18 protein-coding genes are annotated in these 24,118 nt (G+C 44.4%); 13 read left to right on the forward strand and 5 right to left on the reverse strand.

The window, feature by feature from the left end; all coding sequences use genetic code 11:
• The first annotated feature begins 434 nt into the window (after positions 1 to 434).
• Together aceE and B2866_RS00625 are read left to right on the forward strand one after the other, a co-directional pair.
• The gene (gene aceE / locus B2866_RS00620) at positions 435 to 3,248 is read left to right on the forward strand and encodes a pyruvate dehydrogenase (acetyl-transferring), homodimeric type (protein ID WP_296189503.1); all 2,814 of its coding nucleotides are present in this window, start codon (positions 435 to 437) and stop codon (positions 3,246 to 3,248) included.
• Positions 3,249 to 3,286: 38 nt separating this feature from the next.
• Positions 3,287 to 5,056 (forward strand): 2-oxo acid dehydrogenase subunit E2, encoded by a 1,770-nt coding sequence (locus B2866_RS00625; protein ID WP_296189506.1) that lies wholly within the window; start codon positions 3,287 to 3,289, stop codon positions 5,054 to 5,056.
• Between the two features lie 163 nt (positions 5,057 to 5,219).
• Here B2866_RS00625 and B2866_RS00630 read toward each other — a convergent pair whose 3' ends face one another.
• Entirely contained in the window at positions 5,220 to 5,846 is a 627-nt protein-coding gene (locus B2866_RS00630; RefSeq protein WP_296189508.1) for an OmpW/AlkL family protein, read from the reverse strand.
• Between the two features lie 689 nt (positions 5,847 to 6,535).
• Between B2866_RS00630 and B2866_RS00635 the strand changes: the two genes are divergently transcribed.
• A complete protein-coding gene (locus tag B2866_RS00635; RefSeq protein WP_296189510.1) occupies positions 6,536 to 7,516 on the forward strand; it encodes an ion transporter in 981 nt (326 codons plus the stop codon).
• Between the two features lie 128 nt (positions 7,517 to 7,644).
• Here B2866_RS00635 and B2866_RS00640 read toward each other — a convergent pair whose 3' ends face one another.
• From B2866_RS00640 to B2866_RS00650, 3 genes are all read right to left on the reverse strand, one after another.
• Positions 7,645 to 8,307, reverse strand: a complete 663-nt coding sequence (locus B2866_RS00640; RefSeq protein WP_296189512.1) for a TerD family protein — start codon at positions 8,305 to 8,307, stop codon at positions 7,645 to 7,647.
• Positions 8,308 to 8,422: 115 nt separating this feature from the next.
• The gene (locus B2866_RS00645; protein WP_296189514.1) at positions 8,423 to 9,595 is read right to left on the reverse strand and encodes a helix-turn-helix transcriptional regulator; all 1,173 of its coding nucleotides are present in this window, start codon (positions 9,593 to 9,595) and stop codon (positions 8,423 to 8,425) included.
• Positions 9,596 to 9,700: 105 nt separating this feature from the next.
• Complete coding sequence (locus tag B2866_RS00650) at positions 9,701 to 12,580, reverse strand: ATP-binding protein (protein ID WP_296189515.1); 2,880 nt, start codon at positions 12,578 to 12,580, stop codon at positions 9,701 to 9,703.
• Positions 12,581 to 12,952: 372 nt separating this feature from the next.
• On the opposite strand from B2866_RS00650, the gene rsmG reads away from it, so the two are divergent.
• The 10 genes from rsmG to B2866_RS00700 all read left to right on the forward strand — a co-directional run bounded on the left by rsmG (position 12,953) and on the right by B2866_RS00700 (position 22,893).
• The gene (gene rsmG / locus B2866_RS00655) at positions 12,953 to 13,669 is read left to right on the forward strand and encodes a 16S rRNA (guanine(527)-N(7))-methyltransferase RsmG (RefSeq protein ID WP_296189517.1); all 717 of its coding nucleotides are present in this window, start codon (positions 12,953 to 12,955) and stop codon (positions 13,667 to 13,669) included.
• A 179-nt stretch (positions 13,670 to 13,848) separates the two neighbouring features.
• The gene (locus tag B2866_RS00660; protein WP_296189522.1) at positions 13,849 to 14,625 is read left to right on the forward strand and encodes a ParA family protein; all 777 of its coding nucleotides are present in this window, start codon (positions 13,849 to 13,851) and stop codon (positions 14,623 to 14,625) included.
• Between the two features lie 170 nt (positions 14,626 to 14,795).
• Positions 14,796 to 15,917 carry a ParB/RepB/Spo0J family partition protein gene (locus B2866_RS00665; protein WP_296189524.1) on the forward strand — a complete coding sequence of 374 codons (1,122 nt, stop codon included), beginning with the start codon at positions 14,796 to 14,798 and terminating at the stop codon, positions 15,915 to 15,917.
• Between the two features lie 70 nt (positions 15,918 to 15,987).
• Positions 15,988 to 16,719: a MotA/TolQ/ExbB proton channel family protein gene (locus B2866_RS00670; RefSeq protein WP_296189527.1), complete on the forward strand. Its 732-nt coding sequence runs from the start codon at positions 15,988 to 15,990 to the stop codon at positions 16,717 to 16,719.
• A gap of 58 nt (positions 16,720 to 16,777) precedes the next feature.
• Complete coding sequence (locus tag B2866_RS00675; protein WP_296189529.1) at positions 16,778 to 17,221, forward strand: ExbD/TolR family protein; 444 nt, start codon at positions 16,778 to 16,780, stop codon at positions 17,219 to 17,221.
• 145 nt (positions 17,222 to 17,366) lie between these two features.
• Positions 17,367 to 19,154, forward strand: coding sequence for a lipid A export permease/ATP-binding protein MsbA (gene msbA, locus B2866_RS00680; protein WP_296189531.1), 1,788 nt, complete (start codon positions 17,367 to 17,369; stop codon positions 19,152 to 19,154).
• Between the two features lie 105 nt (positions 19,155 to 19,259).
• Positions 19,260 to 20,378 (forward strand): tetraacyldisaccharide 4'-kinase, encoded by a 1,119-nt coding sequence (gene lpxK / locus B2866_RS00685; protein ID WP_296189534.1) that lies wholly within the window; start codon positions 19,260 to 19,262, stop codon positions 20,376 to 20,378.
• Between the two features lie 21 nt (positions 20,379 to 20,399).
• Positions 20,400 to 21,242, forward strand: coding sequence for a 3-deoxy-manno-octulosonate cytidylyltransferase (kdsB, locus tag B2866_RS00690; protein ID WP_296189537.1), 843 nt, complete (start codon positions 20,400 to 20,402; stop codon positions 21,240 to 21,242).
• Positions 21,243 to 21,376: 134 nt separating this feature from the next.
• Positions 21,377 to 22,507, forward strand: a complete 1,131-nt coding sequence (locus B2866_RS00695; RefSeq protein WP_296189540.1) for a DNA polymerase III subunit delta' — start codon at positions 21,377 to 21,379, stop codon at positions 22,505 to 22,507.
• Positions 22,508 to 22,545: 38 nt separating this feature from the next.
• Positions 22,546 to 22,893 carry a PilZ domain-containing protein gene (locus B2866_RS00700; protein WP_068408248.1) on the forward strand — a complete coding sequence of 116 codons (348 nt, stop codon included), beginning with the start codon at positions 22,546 to 22,548 and terminating at the stop codon, positions 22,891 to 22,893.
• A 135-nt stretch (positions 22,894 to 23,028) separates the two neighbouring features.
• Here the strand turns inward: B2866_RS00700 and ppk2 are convergent, their stop codons facing one another.
• The gene (ppk2, locus tag B2866_RS00705) at positions 23,029 to 24,042 is read right to left on the reverse strand and encodes a polyphosphate kinase 2 (protein ID WP_296189545.1); all 1,014 of its coding nucleotides are present in this window, start codon (positions 24,040 to 24,042) and stop codon (positions 23,029 to 23,031) included.
• Positions 24,043 to 24,118 lie beyond the last annotated feature (76 nt).

The following is a 24,118-nucleotide window of genomic DNA, read 5'->3' on the forward strand; positions in this document are numbered from 1 at the left end:
ACATTAAAATGCTAAATTTAAGTAGTGGCTCCGTAAAATAAAACGACTAAACAATATTCTAAAATATCACAAAAAGAATAATCACTATTTATTTCAAAAATACTTGTCATATCGGCATTTCTCCATAGCTATAAACAAATCCACAATAAGTACCTATAATAGAGTGTCATTATCATTTGATAGTGAGAATTGCATAGTGACTACCGTTTAATTTTACAACGGTGTTTATTTGCGCCTAATGCTACTCTACAGTGATACGATTTATTTAAAATTCTCTGTTATAACCATGAACGTAAATGCAATGCTTAGATGCGGCAAGGAAGTTATAGGGAAGGCATCAAGTCAATCGATTGCTCATTAAGATACGTACCACCCTCTGATTTAATAACACCCTGTTATCGTACAGGGCTGACTGATAAAAAGGATTAATAAAGATGAATTATTATAAGGATGCTGATAGCACCGAAACCCAAGAATGGCTGGAAGCCTTTGAGTCCGTTATCAAACATGCCGATAAGGATCGGGCACAGTTTTTATTAAAAGCGCTATATAACATGGCGGTACAAGAAGGGCTGCCATTTAACCGTCTCGATACCGCTTATATCAATACCATCGCGGTCGAAGATGAGCCAATGTACCCAGGTGACTTGACGATCGAGCGCAAAATTCGAGCTTTGATTCGCTACAATGCTTTGGCTATGGTTATGCGCGCCAATAAGAATGATGATGATTTAGGCGGTCACTTAGCAACTTTTGCTTCAAGTGCGACCCTTTATGAAACCGGCTTTAACCATTTCTTTCGGGCGGCAAGCGATCATTTCGGCGGTGACATGATTTATTATCAAGGCCACTCAGCGCCCGGTATTTATGCGCGCTCTTATTTAGAAGGTCGTTTAGATGAAGAGCAGCTGGATAATTTTCGCCGTGAAGTGGGCGGTAAGGGCCTGTCAAGCTATCCGCACCCATATTTGATGCCAGATTATTGGCAGTTCCCAACCGTGTCGATGGGCTTGGGTCCGATTATGTCCATTTATCATGCGCACGTGCATCGCTATATGGAAAACCGCGGTTTATTAGAAAAAGAAGATCGCAAGATTTGGACGTTCTTGGGTGATGGCGAAACTGATGAGCCAGAAAGCTTGGGTGCCATTTCGCTTGCTGGTCGTGAGAAGTTGGACAATTTAATTTGGGTCGTTAACTGTAACTTACAGCGCCTCGATGGTCCTGTACGTGGTAACGGTAAGATTATTCAAGAGCTTGAGTCGGTATTCCGCGGTGCAGGCTGGCGCGTGATTAAGGTGATTTGGGGCGGTCAGTGGGATACCTTGTTAGATAAAGATGTGACAGGCGTGCTTAAATATCGCATGGAAGAAGCGGTCGACGGTGAATATCAGCTATATGAAGCCCGTACGCCTGAATTTACACGTAAAGAGTTTTTTGGTAAATATCCAGAGTTAGAGGAGATGGCAAACGAGCTGTCTGACCATGATATCTCACGCTTAAACCGTGGCGGTCATGATCCGATGAAGGTCTATGCTGCTTTTAGTGAAGCCATGAAAACTAAAGGCCAACCGACCGTGGTCTTGGTGAAAACGGTTAAAGGCTATGGTCTGTCTAATCAAGCCCAAGCGGTCAATAAAACGCACCAAATCAAAAAACTTGATCATGAAGCCTTGATGTACTTCCGCGACCGCTTTGATTTGCCGTTTACCGATGAAGAGTTAGAAACGCTACCGTTTTATCGTCCAAAAGAAGATTCGCTGGAGATGAAATACCTAAAAGGTCGCCGTGAAGCCTTAGGTGGTCATCTGCCCAATCGCCGTAGTGGTCATATTCCATTAAATATTCCAGAATTGTCTATTTTCGATCGCGTGCTAAAAGGCAGTAATGGTAAAGAGCAGTCGACTACCATGGTGTTTGTGCGCTTGCTAGCAGCCATGCTAAAAAATAAAGATATCCAAGATCGCGTTGTGCCTATTGTTCCTGATGAAGCGCGCACCTTTGGTCTAGAAGGTATGTTCCGCCAATTGGGCATTTATTCAGCTTCTGGACAAAAATATACGCCAGAGGATAGTGAAGCTTTGATGGGCTATAAAGAAGCCATCGATGGTCATATGTTAGAGGAAGGTATCAACGAAGCGGGTGCAATGAGTACATGGATTGCTCTGGCAACCAGTTATTCTGTCAACGCCTTGCCGATGATTCCACTTTATATTTATTACTCTATGTTTGGCTTCCAGCGCGTTGGCGACTTGGCATGGGCAGCGGGTGACTGTCAGGCGCAAGGCTTCTTGCTTGGCGCAACGGCTGGTCGTACCACGCTAAACGGCGAAGGCTTGCAGCATCAAGACGGTCATTCACAAATTTTATTTAACGTCGTACCGAACTGTGTGACTTATGATCCTTGCTTCGGTTATGAGCTGGCAGTGATTATGCATGATGGTCTACGCCGCATGTATGGTGAGGGCGAGCGCGTTTATTATTACTTAACTTTGATGAATGAAAACTACGAACAACCTGCTATGCCAGAAGGCGTGGAAGAAGGCATCAAGCGTGGAATGTACTTATTAGAAGACAATGGTTCAAGCCAAGTTCAGCTATTAGGTTCAGGCGTGATTTTACGTGAAGTGCAAAAAGCGGCGAAAATACTAAAAGATGAGTTTAATATCTCATCTAACGTCTGGAGCGTAACCAGCTTTAACGAGCTGACCCGCGATGGTATGGCTTGTGATGACTATAACCGCCTGCATCCAATGGATGAAGAAGTGGTGCCATGGGTCACTGAACAGCTTGCCCCGCACGAAGGTATCGTCGTCGCAGCAACCGATTATATGCGCAATTATCCAGAGCAAATCCGCGCTTGGTTGCCTGACAATCGCCCTTATACGACTTTAGGTACTGATGGCTATGGTCGCTCAGACACCCGTGAGCAGTTACGTAGCTTCTTCCACGTCGATGCCGCGCACATTGTGGTTGCCACGCTTAAGCGCTTAGCTGATGAAGGTGAGGTTGAAATGCGTCTGGTAAAAGATGCGATTTCAAGCTTTGGTATCGAAGCGGATCAACCGCCTGCATGGCAACAGCAGCCTCATTATGATCATTTCCCAGATGCCCCAGGTCCTGACAATGTACATCCGAACCCTGTGCCAGAGTTTGTCAGTGAAGATGATGACGAAATAAGTAGCGAAGGTCGCGCAGAAGATCCAGCCGATGCCGCCTTACTCAATGATGACGACATCAAAGAATAGCCGAAAGACAAGGCAATATAATAAAAGGAGAATTACGGATGGACATTAAAGCCCCCGATTTGGGTGTTGATAGCGCCGAAGTCAGTGAGATTATGGTCGAAGTTGGCGACGTTATTGCAAAAGACGACAATATTATTTTATTAGAATCTGATAAAGCCTCAGTAGAAGTACCAAGCTCGGCTGCCGGTAAAGTGACTAAAATAAGCGTGGCAGTAGGCGATCAAGTCAGCGAAGGTATGGTGCTCATTGAGCTTGAAAGCGATAATGATGCTGACAGTGACAGTGACAGCGACAGTCAAAGCACTAGCGCTGATACAGAAAACAAAACAGACGCTGCTGCCGACAAAAAAGATGCAGCGCAGGATAATCAGCAAGCAGATACTAATCCAGCTGAGACAAATGCTTCTCAACCAGCAAAACAAGCAAGCGAGCAAGCAGGAAAAGCAACCACGCATGCTTTGCCAGACCTAGGCGTCGATGAAGCGCAAGTGTCTGAGATCATGGTCAGTGTCGGTGATATGGTCACTGCGGATCAATCCATTTTGCTCATTGAATCTGATAAAGCGTCGGTCGAAGTGCCAGCACCAGAAGCAGGCAAGGTTGAAGAAATATTGGTGCAAGCGGGTGATATGGTCGCCAATGGTCAAGATTTTATCGTGATTATTGGTGAGGGTTCAGAGAGCGCCAATAATAATGCTAGTGAATCTAAGGCTGATACTTCTGAGTCGCAAGCGTCCAAGCCAGCTGAATCAACCAAGCAAACGAAATCAGCTGATCAGTCAGCTAAGTCGCAAACGACTGGTGAGCCTAAACAAGCCGCTAAGTCTACGACTAATATTAGCGCTGCAAATGCTAAGCTAACCGAATCGCAAGTCAATGAAAAAATGGTCGATATCTATGCTGGTCCTGCCGTGCGTAAGCTTGCGCGTCAGCTAGGAGTTGATATCACCCAAGTGACTGGCTCTGCGCTTAACGACCGTATTTTAAAAGAAGATTTGTTTGCGCATGTAAAAGACAGCTTAAGTAAGCAAAAAACTGCGCCTACCAGTAGTAGTACTGTAAGCTCGAGCCTGCCAAGCTTACCTGATATGAGCAATGCTGAGATATGGGGCGAGAGCGAAGTACAAGATTTAAGCCGTCTACAAAAAGTCTCAATACCGCAGCTTAATTATAATACCTTATTGCCGCAAGTGACGCAGTTTGACTTATCTGACATCACGGAAACTGAAAAGTTACGTGGTGAGCTTAAAGGTGCTATGAAAGCGGAAGGTATCGGCTTCACTATTTTGGCTTTTGTCGTTAAAGCAACTGCTTATGCATTAACCCAGCATCCGCGCTTTAATAGTCATTTGAGTGACGATAATACCCAAGTTATCTTACGTAAAAGCGTCAATATGGGCATTGCGGTTGCGACTGATGATGGCCTGATTGTCCCTGTTATCAAAAATGTGCAAGATAAAGGCCTAAAGCAAATTGCCATTGAGATAGGTGAGCTTGCGGTCAAAGCGCGTGATAAAAAGCTGACGGCTAAAGAATTGCAAGGTGCAAGCTTTACGATATCTAGTCAAGGTAACTTAGGTGGTACCGCATTTACGCCACTGGTAAATTGGCCGCAAGTAGGTATTTTAGGGGTCTCAGAAGCCAGTATGCAGCCGCGTTGGAATGCTAGTAAGCAATCTTTCGAGCCGCGTCTGATGTTGCCGTTATCTTTGTCTTACGATCATCGCGTGATTAATGGCGCTGATGCCGCGGTATTTACCCGCTATATTGCAAGCTTATTGGCAGATCCACGCCGTATCTTGCTATAGTTTTAGGGTTAAGTAAACATATCATGGTTAATAGAAAAGACTATCTGCGGATGGTCTTTTTTATATCCTTTATTATAAAAATATCTATACCCAGACAAAAAGAAGCCAGCTATTAAGCTGGCTTCTCTTATTTATGGTGTTCAGTTTATAGCAATGGACTATATTAGAACTGTTTTACGAAAGCAACGCCATATACCCAAGGGCTGATATCGATTTCACCAGCATCTACACCGTTCAACTTAGCATCAGTTTTGATGTCCATGTAACGTGCATCGATACGGAATGACTCAGTCGGTGCAAATGGAATATCAAGACCGATATGGCCAGCAACACCAACGCTATCGTCAAGATCTAGGTCCGCGCCGTTAGAAACTTTTTCTTTAAAGAAAGTCGTGTAGTTCACACCAACACCAACAAAAGGTTTCACGTTCATAGGCGTGTTATAGCCATCGAAATGGTATTGTAGTGAAAGAGTAGGTGGTAAATGCTGAGTTTTACCTGTCAAAACACGATTGCCAGCTGCATCATTTAGATCAAAATCATGATGAAATGGAATTGCTGCTAGTAGTTCAACACCAACGTTATTAGCGATAAAGTATTCGCCACTGATGGTTGGGCGTACATCGCCATCAACATCAACAGATAGACCGTTATTTAAAGTACCGTTATCGCTTTTAGGATCAACATAATGTGCGCCAGCAGCGATAGACCAAGTACCAGCAGGTACTGCAAAAGCAGTAGTCATAGTAAGGGCAGTTGCAGCAGCTAAAACTAGGGATTGTAGTTTCATCGTTAAGTTCCTCAACATAATAGATGTTATTGGTCAGTTTCTAATGAGGGATGGCATCAGTGACCGTTATATAACGTCAGAGTTAAGATATAACTCGTAACATTATTTCTCTATTATAATACAAAAACCTCACGAGAAGTAAGGTTTTAAACAGGAAGTTGGCATAATTGTATTGTATGTTACAGTCATGGCGGATTTTATAGGTTAAATTACCCTTTCTATTTTTAAATACTCTTCTTATGCTAAACCTGCATTTTCAATTGTCATTATTAAACGATAGAAATGAATAAATAGAAATAAACAGATAGAAGGATAGATTGGATATTATGCTCGGTTATTGTAGTAACTCTCCGCTGCGCTGTGAAAATGCTCGCTCAATTAAGCTTTTAAACCAAATGGATGCCTGTTGCCCTAAATGTGGCTTGTTTTTATTACCAGCACAAAACTTAAGCAATCAATTACGGGCGGATGAACGCTTTTTACGTTTGGTCTTTTTTGCCACGGTAGTGGTATTATTAATCGCGACCTACATTTATTACATAAATTTTGTATAATCATAATGTTTAAAAAAAATTGCTATAAATTGTTTAAAAATCCTCATTGATGCTGCAAGCGCAACTGCCTTTTTGTTGATATCTCCTATCTGATTTTTATAACATAAAACCGATATTACACCACATAGGGACGGCATGCTATTCCAATCTATTCGGCGCTTGCGTCTTTTCGTCTATAACATTCTCCAAAACGATGAGCATGACACGCTCTTTAGTCGCTATGTCGATTACTTTCTCATTTTTTTGATTATGGCGAACGTCACGGCGGTCATCGCTGAGTCGGTCGACAACTGGTATTATCCGTATCAGGCGTATTTTACGTGGTTTGAAAACTTATCTATCGTGGTATTTTCTATCGAGTATTTACTGAGGTTATGGAGTGTCGCTGAAGCCAAACCTGATAATACGACGTGGCGTCAGCGCTGGGATTGGCTAAAAAGTCCATCTGCATTGATTGATATTATTGCCATTGCCCCCGCATTTTTGAATTTCTTTGTCAGTATCGATTTGCGCTTCTTACGTATTTTGCGTCTATTTCGGATTCTGAAACTTACCCGCTATTTTGCCTCATTGCGTATTTTATTGGTGGTTATTAGTAAAGAAAAAGGCTCGTTTCAAGCGGTCATTTTTATCCTAATTATTATGATTGTGACGGCGTCGAGTGGCATTTATTTGGTCGAAAACCACGCCCAGCCCGAGGAGTTTGAGTCGATACCCAAAGCTATGTGGTGGGCGGTGGTCACCCTGACGACGGTTGGTTACGGAGATGTCACGCCTATCACCAGTGCTGGTAAGATATTGGGTGCACTTATCACCATACTCGGCGTTGGTCTTGCGGCTTTGCCAGCGGGTATTTTGGCGACGGGTCTGGCAAATGAGCTCAGTCAGCGCCGAGAAGAGCTCGAGCAAGATTTTCGCGAACAACTGGTCGATAGTGATTTTGATTTGGTGCAAAATCAGATGATGATTGAAAAGATTCGCCGCGAGCTTGGACTAGACAAAGAGCAAGCACAAGAGATAGTGCTGCAAGTATTGCGTGAAAAAGAGCTTGAGCGCCGAGAAAAGGAAGTGCGGCAAAAGAATTTTTGTCCGCATTGCGGTGAGCCGTTAGAATAAAGCGAATAGTTAAAAATTTTGGACAAAAATAAAAAAGGCAAAACGTGAAATCTCAATAGCATTTTGCCCTTTTTAATCGATAGGTTTTTTAATTGACAGCTAAAAACCAATCCGATATTGGTTATATATCAGTTCATAGCTGGCGTAATCGGTAGAGCGCGTGCCAATTCATGAGCCACTTCTTGCGCGGCGGTTGCTAAATCTTTTGCCGGTAATGGCAGACTTTCTAAAGTCAGATGCCAATCGTCGACTTCTCGGCGCAAGTGCGCTGCCCAAAGTGTTACACAATCACGTGGTAGCTGCTTTAAGTTAATTTCAAAAACGCGGTTGCCTTCATCATCACTTAAATGTATCTCGCCTTTTTTGACTCTACTAAAAGGTAGGCCGTGATAGGAGTTGGCGATTAAGGCTATATGGGTAATATGCGCAGGTATTTTATCCAAATAAAGCCTGATTTGCTCTTGGTCAAGCGGCGCAAGGTACATCGCTTGCTCGCCGCGGTCTTTGCCGTTGAGACTATCACCTTGATGTTTGATAGATTCTGCTTTATCCCGTAACTGCTTAAACCAAACGATATCGCTGATGGTGCAGTTGTCGTTATATAGTACGCAGGCCAAATCGATATCAATCGCGCCTGCATTTTTTTTAAGGCGTTTCTTTAGGTTTTTAAATAAGCCTTTTTGCTCAATTTTAGTGAATTCATAATTGAGCGCAAAAAATAATGTCCCCGTATCTAAGCCCAGCCCTCTTAAACTGTCTGAAAGTAATGGTGATGGGGTAGTGGTTGACATAATATTCCTTTTGGGTTTTTAATTTCGCCATTGTTTTTTAAATAATATAAGCGTCAGTGCATTTGAGTATAGCTATTAGGTTTTATCGTCATTAATAATGAGCTATTTTTCTTTGTTATTGCAGCTCATCATTTATTGGTTTATCTAAAACCGCTTGATAGAGGAGTGCGGGTTTGGCGTCTAATAAACCGCTACCAAAACCACGTAACCACCAAACCAGCTGCGAGGTTAAGTTAACGGTCGCACGTATGGTTAGGGTTTCATCGTTATTGATGGTCACAGTTTGGTCATCACTAAGCTTACTTTCCGTTAAGCTTTTGCCCGCTTGTTTGGTAAATTGTAGCTCAACGGCGGTATGTTTGCCATGATTGGGCAGCTGACTAAATAGAGGATGGCTAAAGCCCATGCCACCTGCATCTAAATAGGTATCTAATTGAAAATTATCTGGTGTTTGAGCCGCGCTTTCTAGTATCTCAACGCTGGTAAAGCGGTGGAGGGCAAAGGTACGGATAATCATCTCTGGATCATCGGTGCGCGTCGCCAAGAGATAAATAATCACCCCACGCTGAATGATGGCGATAGGATTTAAGGTATATTCACTGGCTTGTGATTTATCGCTGCGGGTATAACTGGCTTTTATTTGTAATTGATAAAACAGTGCGTGGTAAATGTTGTCTTTACTTTCCAAATCAATATGCGGCGCAATCAAAGGCTGCGAGGCAGGCTCAATACGCACTCTGTCAATCCATGAATGGGTGACTTTACTGTTTTTCAGTTGCCGGCGTGCCAAATCAAACCAAGGAAAAAGCTCATCTAAAATAACCGGTGGCAGCAGCTGGCTTAGATTGGCTTCGACCATATTAAAGGCAACCGCTTGCGATAAGTTCATATGCGGTAAGCTTTGCAGCGGCGCATCGTCTTTCCAGCGCCAACCTTGCGGATTGGCATTATTTTTTTCGATAGGGAAGCGCTTAGCAAGTGCATTTAAATCGCGTTGCACGGTGCGTAAACTGATATCAAAACCTGCCAATTTAAGTTGCTCGTAGACATGGGTGGTGCCTACCCAGCGATTGCGCTGCAACTGCGACAGTACTTGCCATTGCCGCGCGGTCGTCGCGGCGCCATGACGATTATCTGCTGCTTCCTCAGACGCTTTATTTTCTGCAGTAACTTCGTCATTTTGCTCAGTAACTTTTTTAGGCACGTCTCCTAGCACTAGGGCAGTTGCTGAATCATCAACAGCTGCTTGCGCTTGAAGAGCATTGGCGTCAGTAGAATGTACAGTCATTAAAGATAACCTTTATTCAGTCACGAGTTTAATTTTCATAAGGGCGTTATTTATTATGGAAGCCGATCGCAAAAAGTTAATCATCGCAGAAAAGCAGGACAACGTCTAGCGATGCCCTTCTGTATTTGCTTCTATAGTTGCGTCTGGGTTTACGTCTGAACCTGTATCTATATCACCTTTTTCTTTCTTGGCTTTTTTTTGCTTATCTTGTTTTTTTTGACGCTTGGCCTTACGCTTCTTTTTGTCCTTTTTCTTTGTTTTTTTATCATCGACTTCGTCATCGGCGTTTTGATTTTCATCCCAAAGCATCAAACGACTTAACACTTTACCAAATAGGGTGTCTTTACGGTAGCGACCTTTTTTATTCATGGTATCGACAGGCAGGCCGGTCATTAGAGTCAAGGCTTCACTAAGCGTCTGCACGCCATAAATATGAAATTGCTCTGCTTGAACGGCGGCGATGATGTCGTCACGTAGCATTAACTGTTTGACGTTGGCTATTGGAATGACCACGCCTTGTTGCCCCGTCAGCTCTTGCTCGCGGCAAGCGTCAAAGAAACCAGCGATTTTAGAATTGATGCCGCCAACCGCTTGGACTTCGCCTAACTGATTCATCGAACCGGTAATCGCAAAAGATTGATTGATAGGGACGTTTGCCAAGGCGGAGAGTAGCGCGCAGCCTTCACTGACCGTCGCACTATCACCATCGATATGGGCGTAACTTTGCTCAAAAGCGAGCGAGGCGCTAAAGTTTAGCGCATGATGCTGACTAAATAGGGCGCGCAAATAGCTGGTCATAATCAGCATACCTTTGGCGTGTAAGCTGCCGCCCAAATCCACATCGCGCTCGATATCGAGGATTTCGCCCGCGCCAATATTTGGCTGAATGACTGCGGTCAGACGAGCGGGCATACCAAACTCGCTATCGGCGTAACTGACGACGGTGAGTGCATTGACTTGCCCGACAGCATCGCCTTGGGTCTGAATCAGCTGCTGGCCATTTTTTAACTCATCCCAATAAAGGTCGCGCAAATATCCTGATCGTTCGTCCATATCGTCAATAGCGTGGGTGACGTGAATGGCGCTAACGATATTTTTACCGCTTAAACGTGCATGACGGTTGGACTCGTGCAATAGCTTAATCAATAAATCACTATGCAAGCTTAAGCGGTCTTGGTCTTCTGCTTGTAAGCTTAAATGCTCAAGTAGGGCGGCTTGGGCGCTACGATCAAAAGGATAGAGATTGGCATAATCAATGATGTCTGCCATTTTTGCCACCAAGGCCAATTCGTGCTCAGGGCTACGAGTTACATCGTCATGAAAATCGGCACGTACTTTAAATACCGCATCAAACTCCGGCTCCAGCTCTAGTAGTTCGTAATATAAATCCGCTTCGCCAAGCAAGATTACCTTAATATCAAGGTCAATGGGTGCGGGCGCAAGTGACAAGCTGCCTGTTAAGGTCAGCATCTGCTCAAGGCTGGATAGCCTGATTTTACGTGATTGCAGCGCGCGCTTAAGGCCTTGCCAAGCGTAAGGATGCTCAAGGAGATGACTGGCTTCTAACAATAGATAACCGCCATTGGCACGGTGCAGGGCGCCAGCGCGAATCATACTGACATCGGTGGTTACTGTGCCCAATTGGGTGATTTGCTCGACATGACCCAATAGGTTTAAATGCGTCGGCAAATCTTCAAAGACAACGGGTGCACCACTATCTGGCGTGTGGCTAACAATAACGTTGACCGCATAGCGGCTCGGAGTCGTCGCCAGAACTGCCGTCACAAACTCCTCATCATCACCATTGACGATACGCTCGACATGGGTGACCATATCAGCGAATACCGCTTTGAGATAATCAACGATCAAGGGATGAGCAGAAAATTGCTCATAAATAGGCGTAAATAAAGGCTGCAGCGCACGACGGGCAATATTGCGATGCAGCGCTTCAATGGCATCATTGGCTTCGTCTTCTAATTGCTCTAAAGCGATGGTTAGCTGACTTAAGCGCTTTTGCATATGGTTTTTTTGGGCAAAATTATTCAGCTCAGCTTCGTACTCGCTTTTGCCATAGTCATTGCTGTATTCGTTGCCATACTCGCTGTTAGCATTATCATCATCAAGATTGTTTTTAGTAGGGTGCGCAGTTTTTTCTGCTGTTGTTTGATTTTTTTGGCTACTAGAAATTTTTAAATGGTCCGTGCTCTGATTATTTTCCTCGGTAGATAATTTGCTAGGATGTACAAATACCGCTTTATTATCAAATGCGCGAAACGTCAGTGCCAAATCGTACTGCTTACCCTCGGTGTTTAGGTCGTCGTAAGCCTGACTTTCTTTTTGATGGGTCTCATTTTTAATCGTTTCTATTTTGCTTTGATACTGGTCGCTACGAAAACGTTGGCTAAGTCGTTTTTTGGCTTGCTGCCACAACTGATTGACCTGCTGCTGCAATATCTGCCCTTGCCCGGCAGGTAGGCGCAGTGCTTGCGGTGTACGCGGATCAGTAAAATTGTGCACATAAACCCAATCATCAGGCGTCGGTGCATCAGCGGCAATGCGCTGTAGCAAGCGACTGATCACTGTGCGTTTACCTAAGCCATTTTCGCCTGCGGCAAATACGTGATAGCCGCTGGCATGAATATCCAGCGCCGTCTGCAAGGCTTTTAGGGCGCGCTGTTGCCCAAAGCCGACATCTAAATCAGGGGCAGTGCGGGTATCGCTCGGTAGTTCATCAGGATTGGTATAACGCTTAAGCTGCTCGGCACTAATAAGGCAGCGCTCATTAACCTCGATAAATACCGGATGAGGCATATTAGGCGTATCTAAAGTGCGCTCTTGCTCATCAGTCTCGTCCGACTTTATTGCCGTCGGCTTTGTATTGGCTGGCTTAGAGGCTTTTGTTACTGCTGAATTTTTAACAGGTGTTGCCATAGATTTGCTGTCTTTTGAGTCTTGATTTATATGGGTGTTTTGCGGTTCGGTCATAGTTATATAGTAAGTCGTTTTAAAAGGGCGGAATGGTTATTGATTTTTTGCTGTTTGCGCTTTAAGTTTAGGAATGTGTTTTTAATCATGCTTACATTTATGAGAGTAAATAAGAACATCTTACAAGATATCGGCGCGTTTTAGACAAGACATTCAGCACAGTTTTGTATCATAGTAAAGTGAGAGGTTTGGCTTATTAGGCTGCAACAATGGAGGTTTTGCTACCATGACTTGCTGGTTATTGAAGAAGATAAGCCCTCAACATAGGCGTAGATAGTATAAGATGGCGTACATTGGCGCAATCTGCAACTATTCAATGGGCGGAGCGCATGATAAAATAGACGGTTCACATGTCAAAACTGGATAGCCCGTATGTCAGATTCTACTAAAACTTCATCATCATCTGCTAGCACGGGTAAAAGCCATATTGACCCGACAGGCTTTGTAAAGCTCGGTGCGCAATTACCTACACTGGCAACTATGCTGGGGCAAGCAATAGATGAGTTGGGTCTTACGTTAAGCGTGCAGCAGCAGCGTACGTTATTATTGTATTTAGACCAGCTTTTATTATGGAATAAAGCGTATAATCTGACCGCTATTAGCGATCCAGTCGAAGCGCTGATCAAACATATCATCGATTGTTTGGCTATTATAACGCATTTACCGTCAGGGTCGCTGCTTGATATTGGTACAGGAGCGGGTTTGCCAGCGGTAATTATTGCTATCTGTCAGCCTGAGCGCCAATGTACTGCTCTCGATAGCAATCAGAAAAAGATTCGGTTTATTAAGCAAATCAGCAGCGAGCTTGGGTTGACTAACATGCACCCAATCGCCTCGCGTATTGAAGCGCATGAAGCCAGCTATGAGGTGGTCACCTCAAGAGCCTTTGCCAGTTTGATTGATTTTGTTGAAGTGGCTCAGCCGCGCTTGGCAGAAAATGGCTATTTATGCGCGATGAAAGGCAAAGCACCAAGTAATGAAGAGCTACAGGCGTTAAGTGAGGTTTGGCAGATAAAGACGATTCCATTAAAAGTACCACGTTTACAAGATAGTCGTCATTTAATTGAATTATCTTATAAAAATGTCTAAGCTATGAGCACGTAACGCTATACGAGGCAACAATTGTTCTATAGTCATAAATGATTTGTACGCTGCTGTCTAAATAGCCTTATAGGTAAGTGTCAGGTATTTGAGTAAAATAACACGCCCAAGTAGCGAACATACTTTAGTAAAATCAGTAACAGATTCTAATTAAATTGAGTGAGTGTATGGAAATCATAGCGATTGCGAATCAAAAAGGCGGCGTGGGTAAAACCACGACGGCAGTAAATTTGACCGCCAGCTTAGCGGCCAAGCGCAAGCATGTACTACTGATTGACTTAGACCCTCAGGGTAATGCGACCAGTGGCACGGGCGTCGATAAGAACGCATTGGACTTGACCATCGCTGATGTATTGCTCGATGGGGTGTCGCTGTCTGAGGCGATTGTGAGCAGCCCAGCTGGGTTTGATGTCATCGGCGCCAACCGTGATTTGGCGGGGATGGACATCACTTTAATGAGTAAAACCAATAGCCATGAGCTGTTTAAAACGGCAATGGCGCAGTTGGTCAATGATCAAATCTCGACCAATAAACCGGCTTATGATTATGTGATTATCGACTGTGCACCAAGCTTAAATTTATTGACGATTAATGCATTGGTTGCCACCGACAGCGTTATTATTCCGATGCAGTGTGAATATTATGCGTTAGAAGGTTTGGCGGACTTGTCGCAGACGATTGAGCGTCTTACCGAACTTAATCCTAAGCTCTATATTCGCGGGGTGGTCAGAACCTTATTTGATGCGCGTAATACCTTAGCGCGTGATGTGTCGGCTGAATTAGAGGCGCACTTTGGCGATATTATGTATAAGACACATATTCCAAGAAATATTCGTCTAGCAGAAGCGCCAGCACATGGTTTACCAGTTATCGCGTATGAAAGATGGTCAAAAGGCGCGCGCGCGTATCAAAAACTGGCAGCTGAAGTAATGAAGCAAAGTTAATCGTTATAAGCTCATCGTTATAAGTCGCTGGTCATCAGTTCTTAATCAAAAGCTGCTCACCATCAGTTGGCTTATTAAGTTAAACATTAAAAACAGCATATTATATTTATCAGTAAGCCGGTATTTAGCAGTATTTGGCTTTTTATTTTAGCGTTAGAGGATAGGTAATCATGGCAAAGAAAAGAGGATTGGCTGCCAATCGAGGCTTAGATGCCTTATTAGGGTCAATCAAAAAAGAAAAGCAAATTGCCGCCTCTGCCTTACAAGATGACACGGTAGTGCGTGAGCGTGCTGAGTCAACCGAAATACCACAACCTATTGAGCAAGAGGATAGCACAGCTGCGGCTGTTAACAAGCTTTCTGCCTTGCCAGTGTCTGAACAAACTACTAACAATAATAATCGTAAAGCGCGGACGATGAAAAAAGCTCCTGCTAATAAAGCTCGCGCGAACGTCACAGAAAATAGTACCTCTGAAGACCAAATCAGCTTGGTACAAATCGATGTGACACGTCTGCAAGCAGGTAAGTATCAGCCACGTCGTGATATGAGTGAAACGGCGCTGGCAGAACTGGCCTCTTCTATTGAACAGCATGGCGTTATGCAGCCGATTGTTATTCGTCCTTTACTGGCGAATGAAGATAAAAGCGAAGCGTTGGTAACGCACGAAATTATCGCTGGTGAGCGCCGCTGGCGTGCAGCAAAAATGGCGGGTAAATCGGTTATACCAGCCATTGAGCGTGCGTTATCCGATGAGTTGGCCATTGCGCTGGCCTTGATTGAAAATATTCAGCGCGAAGATTTATCGGTGATTGAGCAGGCAGCTGCCCTGCAGCGCTTTCATACCGAGTTTGGTATGAGTCATGCCATGATTGCTGAAGTTGTTGGCAAAGCGCGTACCACGGTATCAAACCTTTTGCGCTTGAATCAGCTACACGATACGGTTAAAGATCATTTAGCAACCAGTGCGTTAGATATGGGGCATGCGCGTACCCTGTTAGCATTATCATCAGAACAGCAACCTATCATTGCGCAAAAAATCATCGATGCCGGCATGACGGTGCGCGAGGCTGAGAAATTGGTTAAGTCAATCTTGCAGCCAGCACCAAAAGCCAATCGCACCGAGCAAGTACAGTCTCGCGATGTTGAGCGCTTAACCCAGCGCTTAACTGATATGTTAGGCGCAGAAGTAAAGCTTAAACATAAAAAAGATGGGCAGGGTAGTGTTGAGATATTCTTCCACAATCATGATCAGCTAGCAGCTTTGATAAAACATATAGAAGCGCAGGCTTAGTATTTGTATTAAAGATACAAACGTAAAACCATCTTTTGACAACTTTATAAAAACATAGAAGAGAGTGTGTATGTGGGAGCTGGTAAAAGCAGGTGGTTGGCTGATGACGCCTATCGTGGTGTGCTCAATATTGGCGTTAGTAATTATTATCGAGCGTAGCCATACGTTGCAGTTTAATAAGATTGTACCCAATAGATTGCGTGAACAGCTGATAACTCGTCTACGTGAAAACGGCGACATCGGTCGTACGCAGCTGATGAATGTCAAAGAAAAAACCCCTTTGGGTGATATTTTGGCGACCGGTCTGCTTTACCGTCAATACGGCCTAGACTCGATGACCATGCATATGCAAAACCGCGCCAGTGTACAAGTGCATCAGTTAGAAAAAAATATCAATATGCTCGGTACGATTGGGGCGATTGCGCCGCTGCTTGGTTTGCTAGGTACGGTGTTGGGTATTATCTCGTCGTTTTTGGCGATTACGGATGGCGCGATGCAAGACCCAACGATGCTCGCTGCTGGCGTGTCACAGGCATTGATTACTACGGCGGCTGGTATGATTGTGGCCATCCCAGCACTGGTTGCCTATCGTTATTTTCAGCGCCGTATTATCGATATCAATGCGCAGTTTGAGACGCAAGCGGGACTGATGATTCAAGAATTGTATGATTATCAATTGTTGGACAATATGCAAGCCTCTACCCTCTCTCTACCTGCTAATGGTGTAGAAACAACTAAAACTAAGGGTTATGAGCTTTCACTTGACACCTCGGATTTAGAGACAGCCGCTACAGCAACTTAATTGTGTGATGTCACTTATTTGTTGAATCCGTACATTTAAGACCATTAAAGAGAGCGATATGCGTTTTAGAAAACCGACCGTTGAGCCACTTGAAATCAATTTGACGCCGATGATTGATTGTTTATTATTTTTAATCGTATTTTTACTGCTTGCAACCTCGTTTAATCACTTTAGCCGCTTAAATATTATTCTTCCGGAAGCAGAAGGAGTGGCATTAACAGAAGAAAAAAACAGTATTGAAGTGGCGGTGCAAGAAGATGGCAGTTATCTTGTTAATGGCATTACCCTTGCTAGTAGCGATGAGGCCGAGCTGACCAGCATGCTTCAGCAAGAGGCGGGAAGCAATCGTGATATGCTATTTGTCATTGCTGCTGACGCCAATGCCACCCATCAATCGGTGGTACGGGTTATGGATATCGCTGGTAAACTGGGTTTTTTGAATCTCAATATCAGTACGGTTGTGCCACTTGGGCAGCCTTTACCAACATCTGCGCCGCAGTAAACTTTAGGGCATTTGATATTTGTTATAGTAAAGAGATTATCAAGCGCCACTATCATTATTCTTGAGGCTTTTACGGCTCTATTTGATCTTCACTTGCCACTGCCGCATTTGTATCATTTGTTCTTATACCTAAATTGAGGCTTTTATGAGCCAAGCTTATCAACCTGACGCTAAAAAAAATTCTGCTAAAAAGTTATCGGCAGCGCCATCAAATACGCCTAGGCATAGGACTTTATTACGTCTGTTAAGCTACCTTAAACCTTATTGGTGGGCGCTAGTATTGGTCATAATAGGCTTTGCGATTAATGCGGCAACAGAGATTTGGATTGCCAAATTATTGCAATATATCACTGATGCCATCAATCAAAACGATCAAAGCAAACAGGACTTATTTCCATTTATTATTGTGGCGCTGTTTTTTGTCCGCGGCGTGGGCAGTTTTTTGGGTAATTACTATACGGCATTGGTGTCGCGCAATCTTGTTTACGAGTTACGCGTTCAAGTGTTCAATAAGCTTTTGCGTTTGCCAAGCTCATTCTATCTGGCAAATCCAGCAGGGACGATTTCATCCAAGCTTATTTTTGATGTTGAACAGGTGACTGCTGCCAGTACCGATTCGATGAAAACTTTGTTGCGCGATGGTTTGACCGTGGTGGCTTTGATAGGCTTCTTGCTTTATAGCAATTGGCGTTTAACTTTGATTTTATTTGTGGTGCTGCCACCTATTTTATGGCTGATACGCGTGGCTTCAAAGCGCTATCTAAAGCTGTCTAAAGGCATTCAAGAAACCATGGGTAGTGTCAGCCACATCACCAATGAGGTCATCGGCGGCTATCAGGTAGTGAAAAACTATGGCGGACAAGCGTATGAAGCCAAGCGTTTTGATATAACCTCGAAGAAAAACCTGCGCCAAGGGATGAAGGTCGTGGTGACCAATAGCATTAATACCCCAGCGGTGCAGTTACTAATGGCGATGGCGATGGCGGTCGTTGTATGGTTGGCGCTGCGCCCTGCGGTAATAGATAATATCTCGGCGGGTGAGTTTATCTCCTATATTGCTGCCGCAGGATTATTAAGTAAGCCGGTGCGTTCACTCACTGATATCAACCAAAAATTGCAAAAAGGGCTTGCCGCCGGTGAGTCAATCTTTACTTTGTTGGATGAGCCAGAAGAACAAGATACAGGCATACTTAGCCCGACTCTAGCAGGTGACATTCAGTTCGATAATGTCAGCTTGGTTTATCCTGATTCAACGGTAGCGCTGCGTGATTTTACTTTGGATGTGCGTGCAGGCGAGACGATAGCACTGGTCGGGCGTAGCGGCGCTGGTAAGTCTTCACTCGTTAACTTACTCACGCGTACTTTAAATACGTCCTCGGGGCAAATCACACTTGACGGTATGCCAATTGACGATATCAAGCTTGAAAGCTTGCGCGCGCAGATAGCGATGGTCAATCAGCAAGTGGTGCTTTTTAATACCACGGTGTTCAATAATATTGCCTATGGTAGCCTAGCGGATAAAACCCAAGCTGAGGTCGAGCAAGCTGCAAAAGACGCTTTTGCCCATGATTTTATTATGAAAATGCCAAATGGCTATCAAAGTGAGATTGGCGCTGAAGGCTTGCAGCTCTCAGGCGGTCAACGTCAGCGTATCTCGATTGCGCGTGCGTTATTGAAAGATGCACCGATTTTGATTTTAGATGAAGCCACCAGTGCCTTAGATAACGAGTCAGAATACTATATTCAAAAAGCACTCGATAACGTCATGAAAGATAGGACGACACTGGTGATTGCCCACCGTTTAACGACCATTGAATCGGCTGATCGTATTGCAGTGTTAGATAGTGGTCAGATTGTTGAACTAGGCACCCACGAAGAGCTGATGCAATTACATGGCCATTATGCGCAAATGTACGCGCGTGATTTTGAATAAAGCTACTGTTAGAGTAAAGCTATTGTTTGAGTAAAACCACTGCAAGCCGTGATGGTACTTTAGTAGTAAATATGGCTGCATAAATAGGATAAGTAATACATCACCATGAGTATTGAAACCACAATGACGCGTGCCTGGCAACGTCAGGCCGCTTGGCTCTGGCTACTGCTGCCTGTCAGCTGGTTATATGGATTCATTACGATGGTGCGCCGTCAGGCTTATAAGATAGGTTTGTTTGCCAGTTATCGTGCGCCTATTGCAGTGATGGTGATTGGTAATATTACAGTAGGCGGTAGCGGTAAGACACCGTTGATTATTGCCTTGGTTAATCATCTGCAAAAGCAAGGTGTCAAAGTAGGTGTCATTAGCCGCGGTTATGGCGGTGATAGCAGTCAGATGCCAGCTTTGGTGCATGCCGATAGCTTGCCAAGCATCGTAGGTGACGAGCCCTGTTTAATCGTCAATATGACAGGCGCGGCGATGGCCGTTTGCCCCAATCGTAAGCAGGCTATTACCACTTTGTTAAACGATTATCCTGACTTACAACTGATTATTGCTGATGATGGTTTGCAGCATTATGCGCTACAACGTGATATCGAATGGATTGTGGTCGATGCGTCGCGTGGCTTTGGTAATCAGCAGCTGCTACCAACCGGTTTTTTACGTGAACCCATGTCGCGCTTGCAAGGTGCCAATGTGGTTTACCATGAAAAAACTGATAGGACGACCAAAGATAATAAGCAAGCTCAATCCAATCGTTTAACCATGCATCTACAAGCGGATAAATTGCAGCCTTTATGGCCTTCTGCTGTTGAGATAGAAGGTTTAACTGCAGCAGAAAAAATGCCTATGCCACCTATACCAAATGGTCGGGTACATGCGGTAAGCGGTATCGGTTATCCGCAGCGTTTTTTTGATACTTTACTGTCGCTCGGTTTTGATGTCATTGGTCATGCTTATCCGGATCATTATGATTTTAGCTTAGATGAGCTTTTACAGTATAGCGAGCAGCCTATTATTGTGACCAGTAAAGACGCGGTCAAAATCAGAGCGCTGCTAATAGATATGACTAGCCGCCAGACACTTAGCGAAGAGTATCAAGAGCTTATTAATCGCTTATGGGTCTTGCCAGTGACTGCAGTGTTATCAGACGGTTGCTATATCAGCTTACAGCAGCAATTAAAAGCTTTAAATATTAATTTATCTAAAGGCACAAAAGCATAAATGATTTTTTAGGAATAAACCATGTCATCAGTCTTAGCATCAGCCGCAACAATGCCAATTGAAACCGCGCCAGTCAAAACTCATATCGTTATTCCTGCGCGTTTTAAAAGTACGCGCCTGCCTGGTAAGCCATTATTAAAAATTCATGGCAAACCGATGATACTTTGGGTGGCTGAAAAAGCACAGTTGGCTGATTTTGCTGATGATATGTGTATTGCGACTGATGATGAGGCGATTGCTACAGTTTGCACAGAGGCAGGTTTTGATGTGGTGATGACCAGTAGTGAGCATGCATCAGGGACCGACCGTTTGGCTGAAGTTGCTGCTATCAAAGGCTGGGCTGAGCATGATATTGTGGTCAATATGCAGGGTGATGAGCCTTTGGTACCGCCGTTATTATTAGAGCAAGTCAAAGCACTACTAGTGCAAGATAGCGACAGCGTGATGGCGACTTTATGCGAGCCTATCGAGGACTACGAGACTTTTATGCGCCCATCGGTCGTGAAAGTTGTCAGTCAGACGTCAAACCATTTACAGCGCGCGCTGTATTTTAGCCGTGCACCGATTCCGTGCGACCGTGATGTGGTTTTGGCAAACGATAAAAATATACAGGAGCAACCACCAAAAAACGCTTATCGTCATTTGGGGTTATACGCCTACCGCGTTAGCTTGTTACAGCAATTTGTACACTGGCCACAAACGCCACTCGAGGTATTAGAAAGCCTAGAGCAATTACGAGTTTTAGAAAATGGTGGTCATATTGCTATTGCCACTGCAAGCTGTCATCTACCAGCCGGCGTTGATACCCAAGAAGACTTAGACCGGCTCAATGCCATGAGTTTAATTGATTTTCAAAATTGCTGATACAATATAATTGGCAATAGCCTAAGCAAGCTAATTGGTATGTTCAATTATTCAAATATTTTACGTGTATTAGCATGTATAGCATACTAAAGGTATTAAGCGGCGATTAGGCGATTATGAGTAAGATAACTAAAATGACAACTGAAATGACCAGCGCATTGCCTTTGACGGATAATATATATTTTGCACCGCTATTACCGTGGCAAAATGAGTTGTGGTCACAGCTGACCAAGCGGGTATTAATGCCGCAGCAATCTTTACCGCACGCGCTCTTAGCGGCAGGCATGCAAGGTATGGGTAAGCGTGCCTTTGTCTGGCGTTTGGTCGCATGGTTATTATGCCGTGAGCGCGATAGCCATCCGCTTGGCGCTTGCGGGAGTTGCGAGAGCTGTCAATGGCTCAGATCGGGGACGCATCCAAGCTTACAAATCCTGCCAATGATTAGTATGCCAGTCAGTGCCGACCATGCTGATGCTAAAGAAGCAGCAACTAACAGCGCAAAAGACAAAAAATCTGCCAAAGCTGCCAGTAACGCTGCGTTAAAAATAAAAGTTGATGATATCCGTGCTTTGCAGCCATTTATTTATCAAGGCGGGCAGGGCATGCGGATTTGTGTGCTAGATTACGCAGAGCAAATGACCATTGCTGCGGCTAATGCACTGCTCAAAACCTTGGAAGAGCCGCAAGCGCAAGTACATTTATTCTTAATCAGTGATACTCCGGCACAGCTGTTACCCACGATTAAAAGCCGTGTTCAGCAGTTAGCACTACAGACCATTGAACCTGCCGTTGCAGTTGACTATGTGACTCATGCTTTAGGTAGTACGGTCAATCGTGAGGCGGTCGGTACGGCAGCCATTGAGCAGCTGATACAGTTGGCAAATGGCGCACCTTTAGCCGCGGTCGCCCTTGCGCAAGCACCATGGTATAGCAAGCGCGCCCTATGGTTAACAACGTGGCAAGCGCTGCGTAGCGGCAAGCGTAGTAGCATAGCAGCAAGCGACTATTGGCAAACCCAGCTTAGTATAAGCGAGTTTATTCAATTGTCGGAGCTAATGCTCGTTGATATACGCCGCGTATGCTTGGGTCTTGATGCGCTACAAAAGGATATTGATTTACCAGCGTCTTTACACAGTCATCAACCTACTGAGAGCGTGTTAGAGGTCTTTATAAATAGTCTGCAAGAAATAAAAACCGCTCTACAACAAAATGTGCAAGAAAAATTCGCTTATGATAAGCTGATGCAAGAATTGGCTTATTTATAAATTAAAAAAGTACACCTCACTTATAAAGGAAGCGGACTATGGCAATGCCAGGACGTGGCGGGATTTTAACCTGTCATATTGAAGATATGGAAACGTTATACGCAAGCTATTTATCCTTTGTGACCAATGGCGCGTTATTTGTGCCGTCCGACAAAACCCAAAAACTGGGCGATGAAGTGTTTATTGCTGTCACTTTGCCCAATTCTAGCGAACGCCTACCAATGAATGGTAAAGTCGTTTGGATCAACTCTAAAAGCCAAAGCGGCCGTCCAGCAGGTTTTGCGGTGCAAATAGGTACAGATGTCGCTGGCCTAAGAATCAAAAATGAAGTCGAGCGCTTATTGGCCGGTAAGCTTGATAGCTTGCAGTCGACTTATACGATGTAGTGTTTTTACAGAGCTTGAATGTTATTTACCAGCAGCCTAATAAGTTTAGCGAAAAATAAAAAAGCAGCCGTTATATTTATAAGGTTGCTTTTTTTATGCGCTGTATTTTGTTAAATAATACGTGCATGCATTTAGCTAATAGCGTGGTGGTACATACATATCATCGGGAATTGGCTCGCGGTAATATTCATCATCACGCTTGCGTTCAGGCAATTCAATCTCATCGCGCGGTACTTCTTTATAGGGAATTTGCTCAAGTAAATGAGCAATACAGTTCAGCCGTGCGCGCTTTTTATTATTGCCTTCTACCACCCACCACGGCGCTTCAGGAATATGAGTGCGCTCAAACATGGTTTCTTTGGCCTTGGTATAATCTTCCCAGCGGCGGCGTGATTGCAAGTCCATCGCTGACAACTTCCACTGCTTGAGCGGGTCATGAATCCGGCTCATAAAGCGCGAATGCTGCTCGTCATCGGTAATCGAAAACCAGTATTTGACCAATCGAATACCTGAGCGCACCAGCATACGCTCAAATTCAGGTACTGACTGGAAAAACTCTTCGTACTGGGCATCAGTACAAAACCCCATAACGCGCTCGACGCCAACCCGGTTGTACCAGCTGCGATCAAATAAGACGATTTCACCAGCGGCAGGTAGATGCGCCACATAGCGCTGAAAATACCATTGCGACTGTTCGCGTTCGGTTGGCGCAGGTAGGGCAGCCACGCGGCAAACACGCGGGTTTAAGCGCTGAGTGATACGCTTGATAGCGCCGCCTTTGCCAGCCGAATCGCGCCCTTCAAATATCACTACAATGCGCTCGCCGTATTCAACCACCCAATCTTGCAGCTTGATAAGCTCTCGCTGTAGTCGCAGTAATTCTTGAAAATAGGTGCGGCGATCGAGTTTTTCTTGCTCGCTCATCTCGCGGCCATCAAAACGAAAGTCACGCACGTAATCGTCTATTTCATTTTCCAGCTCTTCATCGTAGCTGTCTATTAAATCCTGATGCATTTTGCGGCGTAGCTCATCGCCAAACACTTCTTTGTCCATACGGGTAACAAAGCTGTCTTGTTCGAGTGCTGACAGTTCTTGCCGCTTTGGAGCACTTAAGGTTTGCCGACCAATAGATGATGGACCTTTACTCATCGTAATCTCCTAATAAATATTTTTATGGTTATTATTCATAGTGGTGGCTCTTGATATGGCTATTACTTTAGCATAT

It is taken from the genome of Psychrobacter sp. UBA3483, from assembly GCF_002377905.1.
Classification (GTDB): Bacteria; Pseudomonadota; Gammaproteobacteria; order Pseudomonadales; family Moraxellaceae; genus Psychrobacter.

Excerpts from the sequence above, each read along its gene's own strand:
- B2866_RS00675 (WP_296189529.1), top strand. The coding sequence starts at position 16,778 with ATGCGTTTTAGAAAACCGACCGTTGAGCCACTTGAAATCAATTTGACG.
- B2866_RS00630 (WP_296189508.1), bottom strand. The coding sequence starts at position 5,846 with ATGAAACTACAATCCCTAGTTTTAGCTGCTGCAACTGCCCTTACTATG.
- aceE (WP_296189503.1), top strand. The coding sequence starts at position 435 with ATGAATTATTATAAGGATGCTGATAGCACCGAAACCCAAGAATGGCTG.
- B2866_RS00650 (WP_296189515.1), bottom strand. The coding sequence starts at position 12,580 with ATGACCGAACCGCAAAACACCCATATAAATCAAGACTCAAAAGACAGC.
- B2866_RS00660 (WP_296189522.1), top strand. The coding sequence starts at position 13,849 with ATGGAAATCATAGCGATTGCGAATCAAAAAGGCGGCGTGGGTAAAACC.
- B2866_RS00670 (WP_296189527.1), top strand. The coding sequence starts at position 15,988 with ATGTGGGAGCTGGTAAAAGCAGGTGGTTGGCTGATGACGCCTATCGTG.
- B2866_RS00645 (WP_296189514.1), bottom strand. The coding sequence starts at position 9,595 with ATGACTGTACATTCTACTGACGCCAATGCTCTTCAAGCGCAAGCAGCT.
- B2866_RS00625 (WP_296189506.1), top strand. The coding sequence starts at position 3,287 with ATGGACATTAAAGCCCCCGATTTGGGTGTTGATAGCGCCGAAGTCAGT.
- B2866_RS00640 (WP_296189512.1), bottom strand. The coding sequence starts at position 8,307 with ATGTCAACCACTACCCCATCACCATTACTTTCAGACAGTTTAAGAGGG.
- kdsB (WP_296189537.1), top strand. The coding sequence starts at position 20,400 with ATGTCATCAGTCTTAGCATCAGCCGCAACAATGCCAATTGAAACCGCG.
- ppk2 (WP_296189545.1), bottom strand. The coding sequence starts at position 24,042 with ATGAGTAAAGGTCCATCATCTATTGGTCGGCAAACCTTAAGTGCTCCA.
- B2866_RS00695 (WP_296189540.1), top strand. The coding sequence starts at position 21,377 with ATGACAACTGAAATGACCAGCGCATTGCCTTTGACGGATAATATATAT.
- rsmG (WP_296189517.1), top strand. The coding sequence starts at position 12,953 with ATGTCAGATTCTACTAAAACTTCATCATCATCTGCTAGCACGGGTAAA.
- msbA (WP_296189531.1), top strand. The coding sequence starts at position 17,367 with ATGAGCCAAGCTTATCAACCTGACGCTAAAAAAAATTCTGCTAAAAAG.
- B2866_RS00700 (WP_068408248.1), top strand. The coding sequence starts at position 22,546 with ATGGCAATGCCAGGACGTGGCGGGATTTTAACCTGTCATATTGAAGAT.
- B2866_RS00635 (WP_296189510.1), top strand. The coding sequence starts at position 6,536 with ATGCTATTCCAATCTATTCGGCGCTTGCGTCTTTTCGTCTATAACATT.
- lpxK (WP_296189534.1), top strand. The coding sequence starts at position 19,260 with ATGAGTATTGAAACCACAATGACGCGTGCCTGGCAACGTCAGGCCGCT.
- B2866_RS00665 (WP_296189524.1), top strand. The coding sequence starts at position 14,796 with ATGGCAAAGAAAAGAGGATTGGCTGCCAATCGAGGCTTAGATGCCTTA.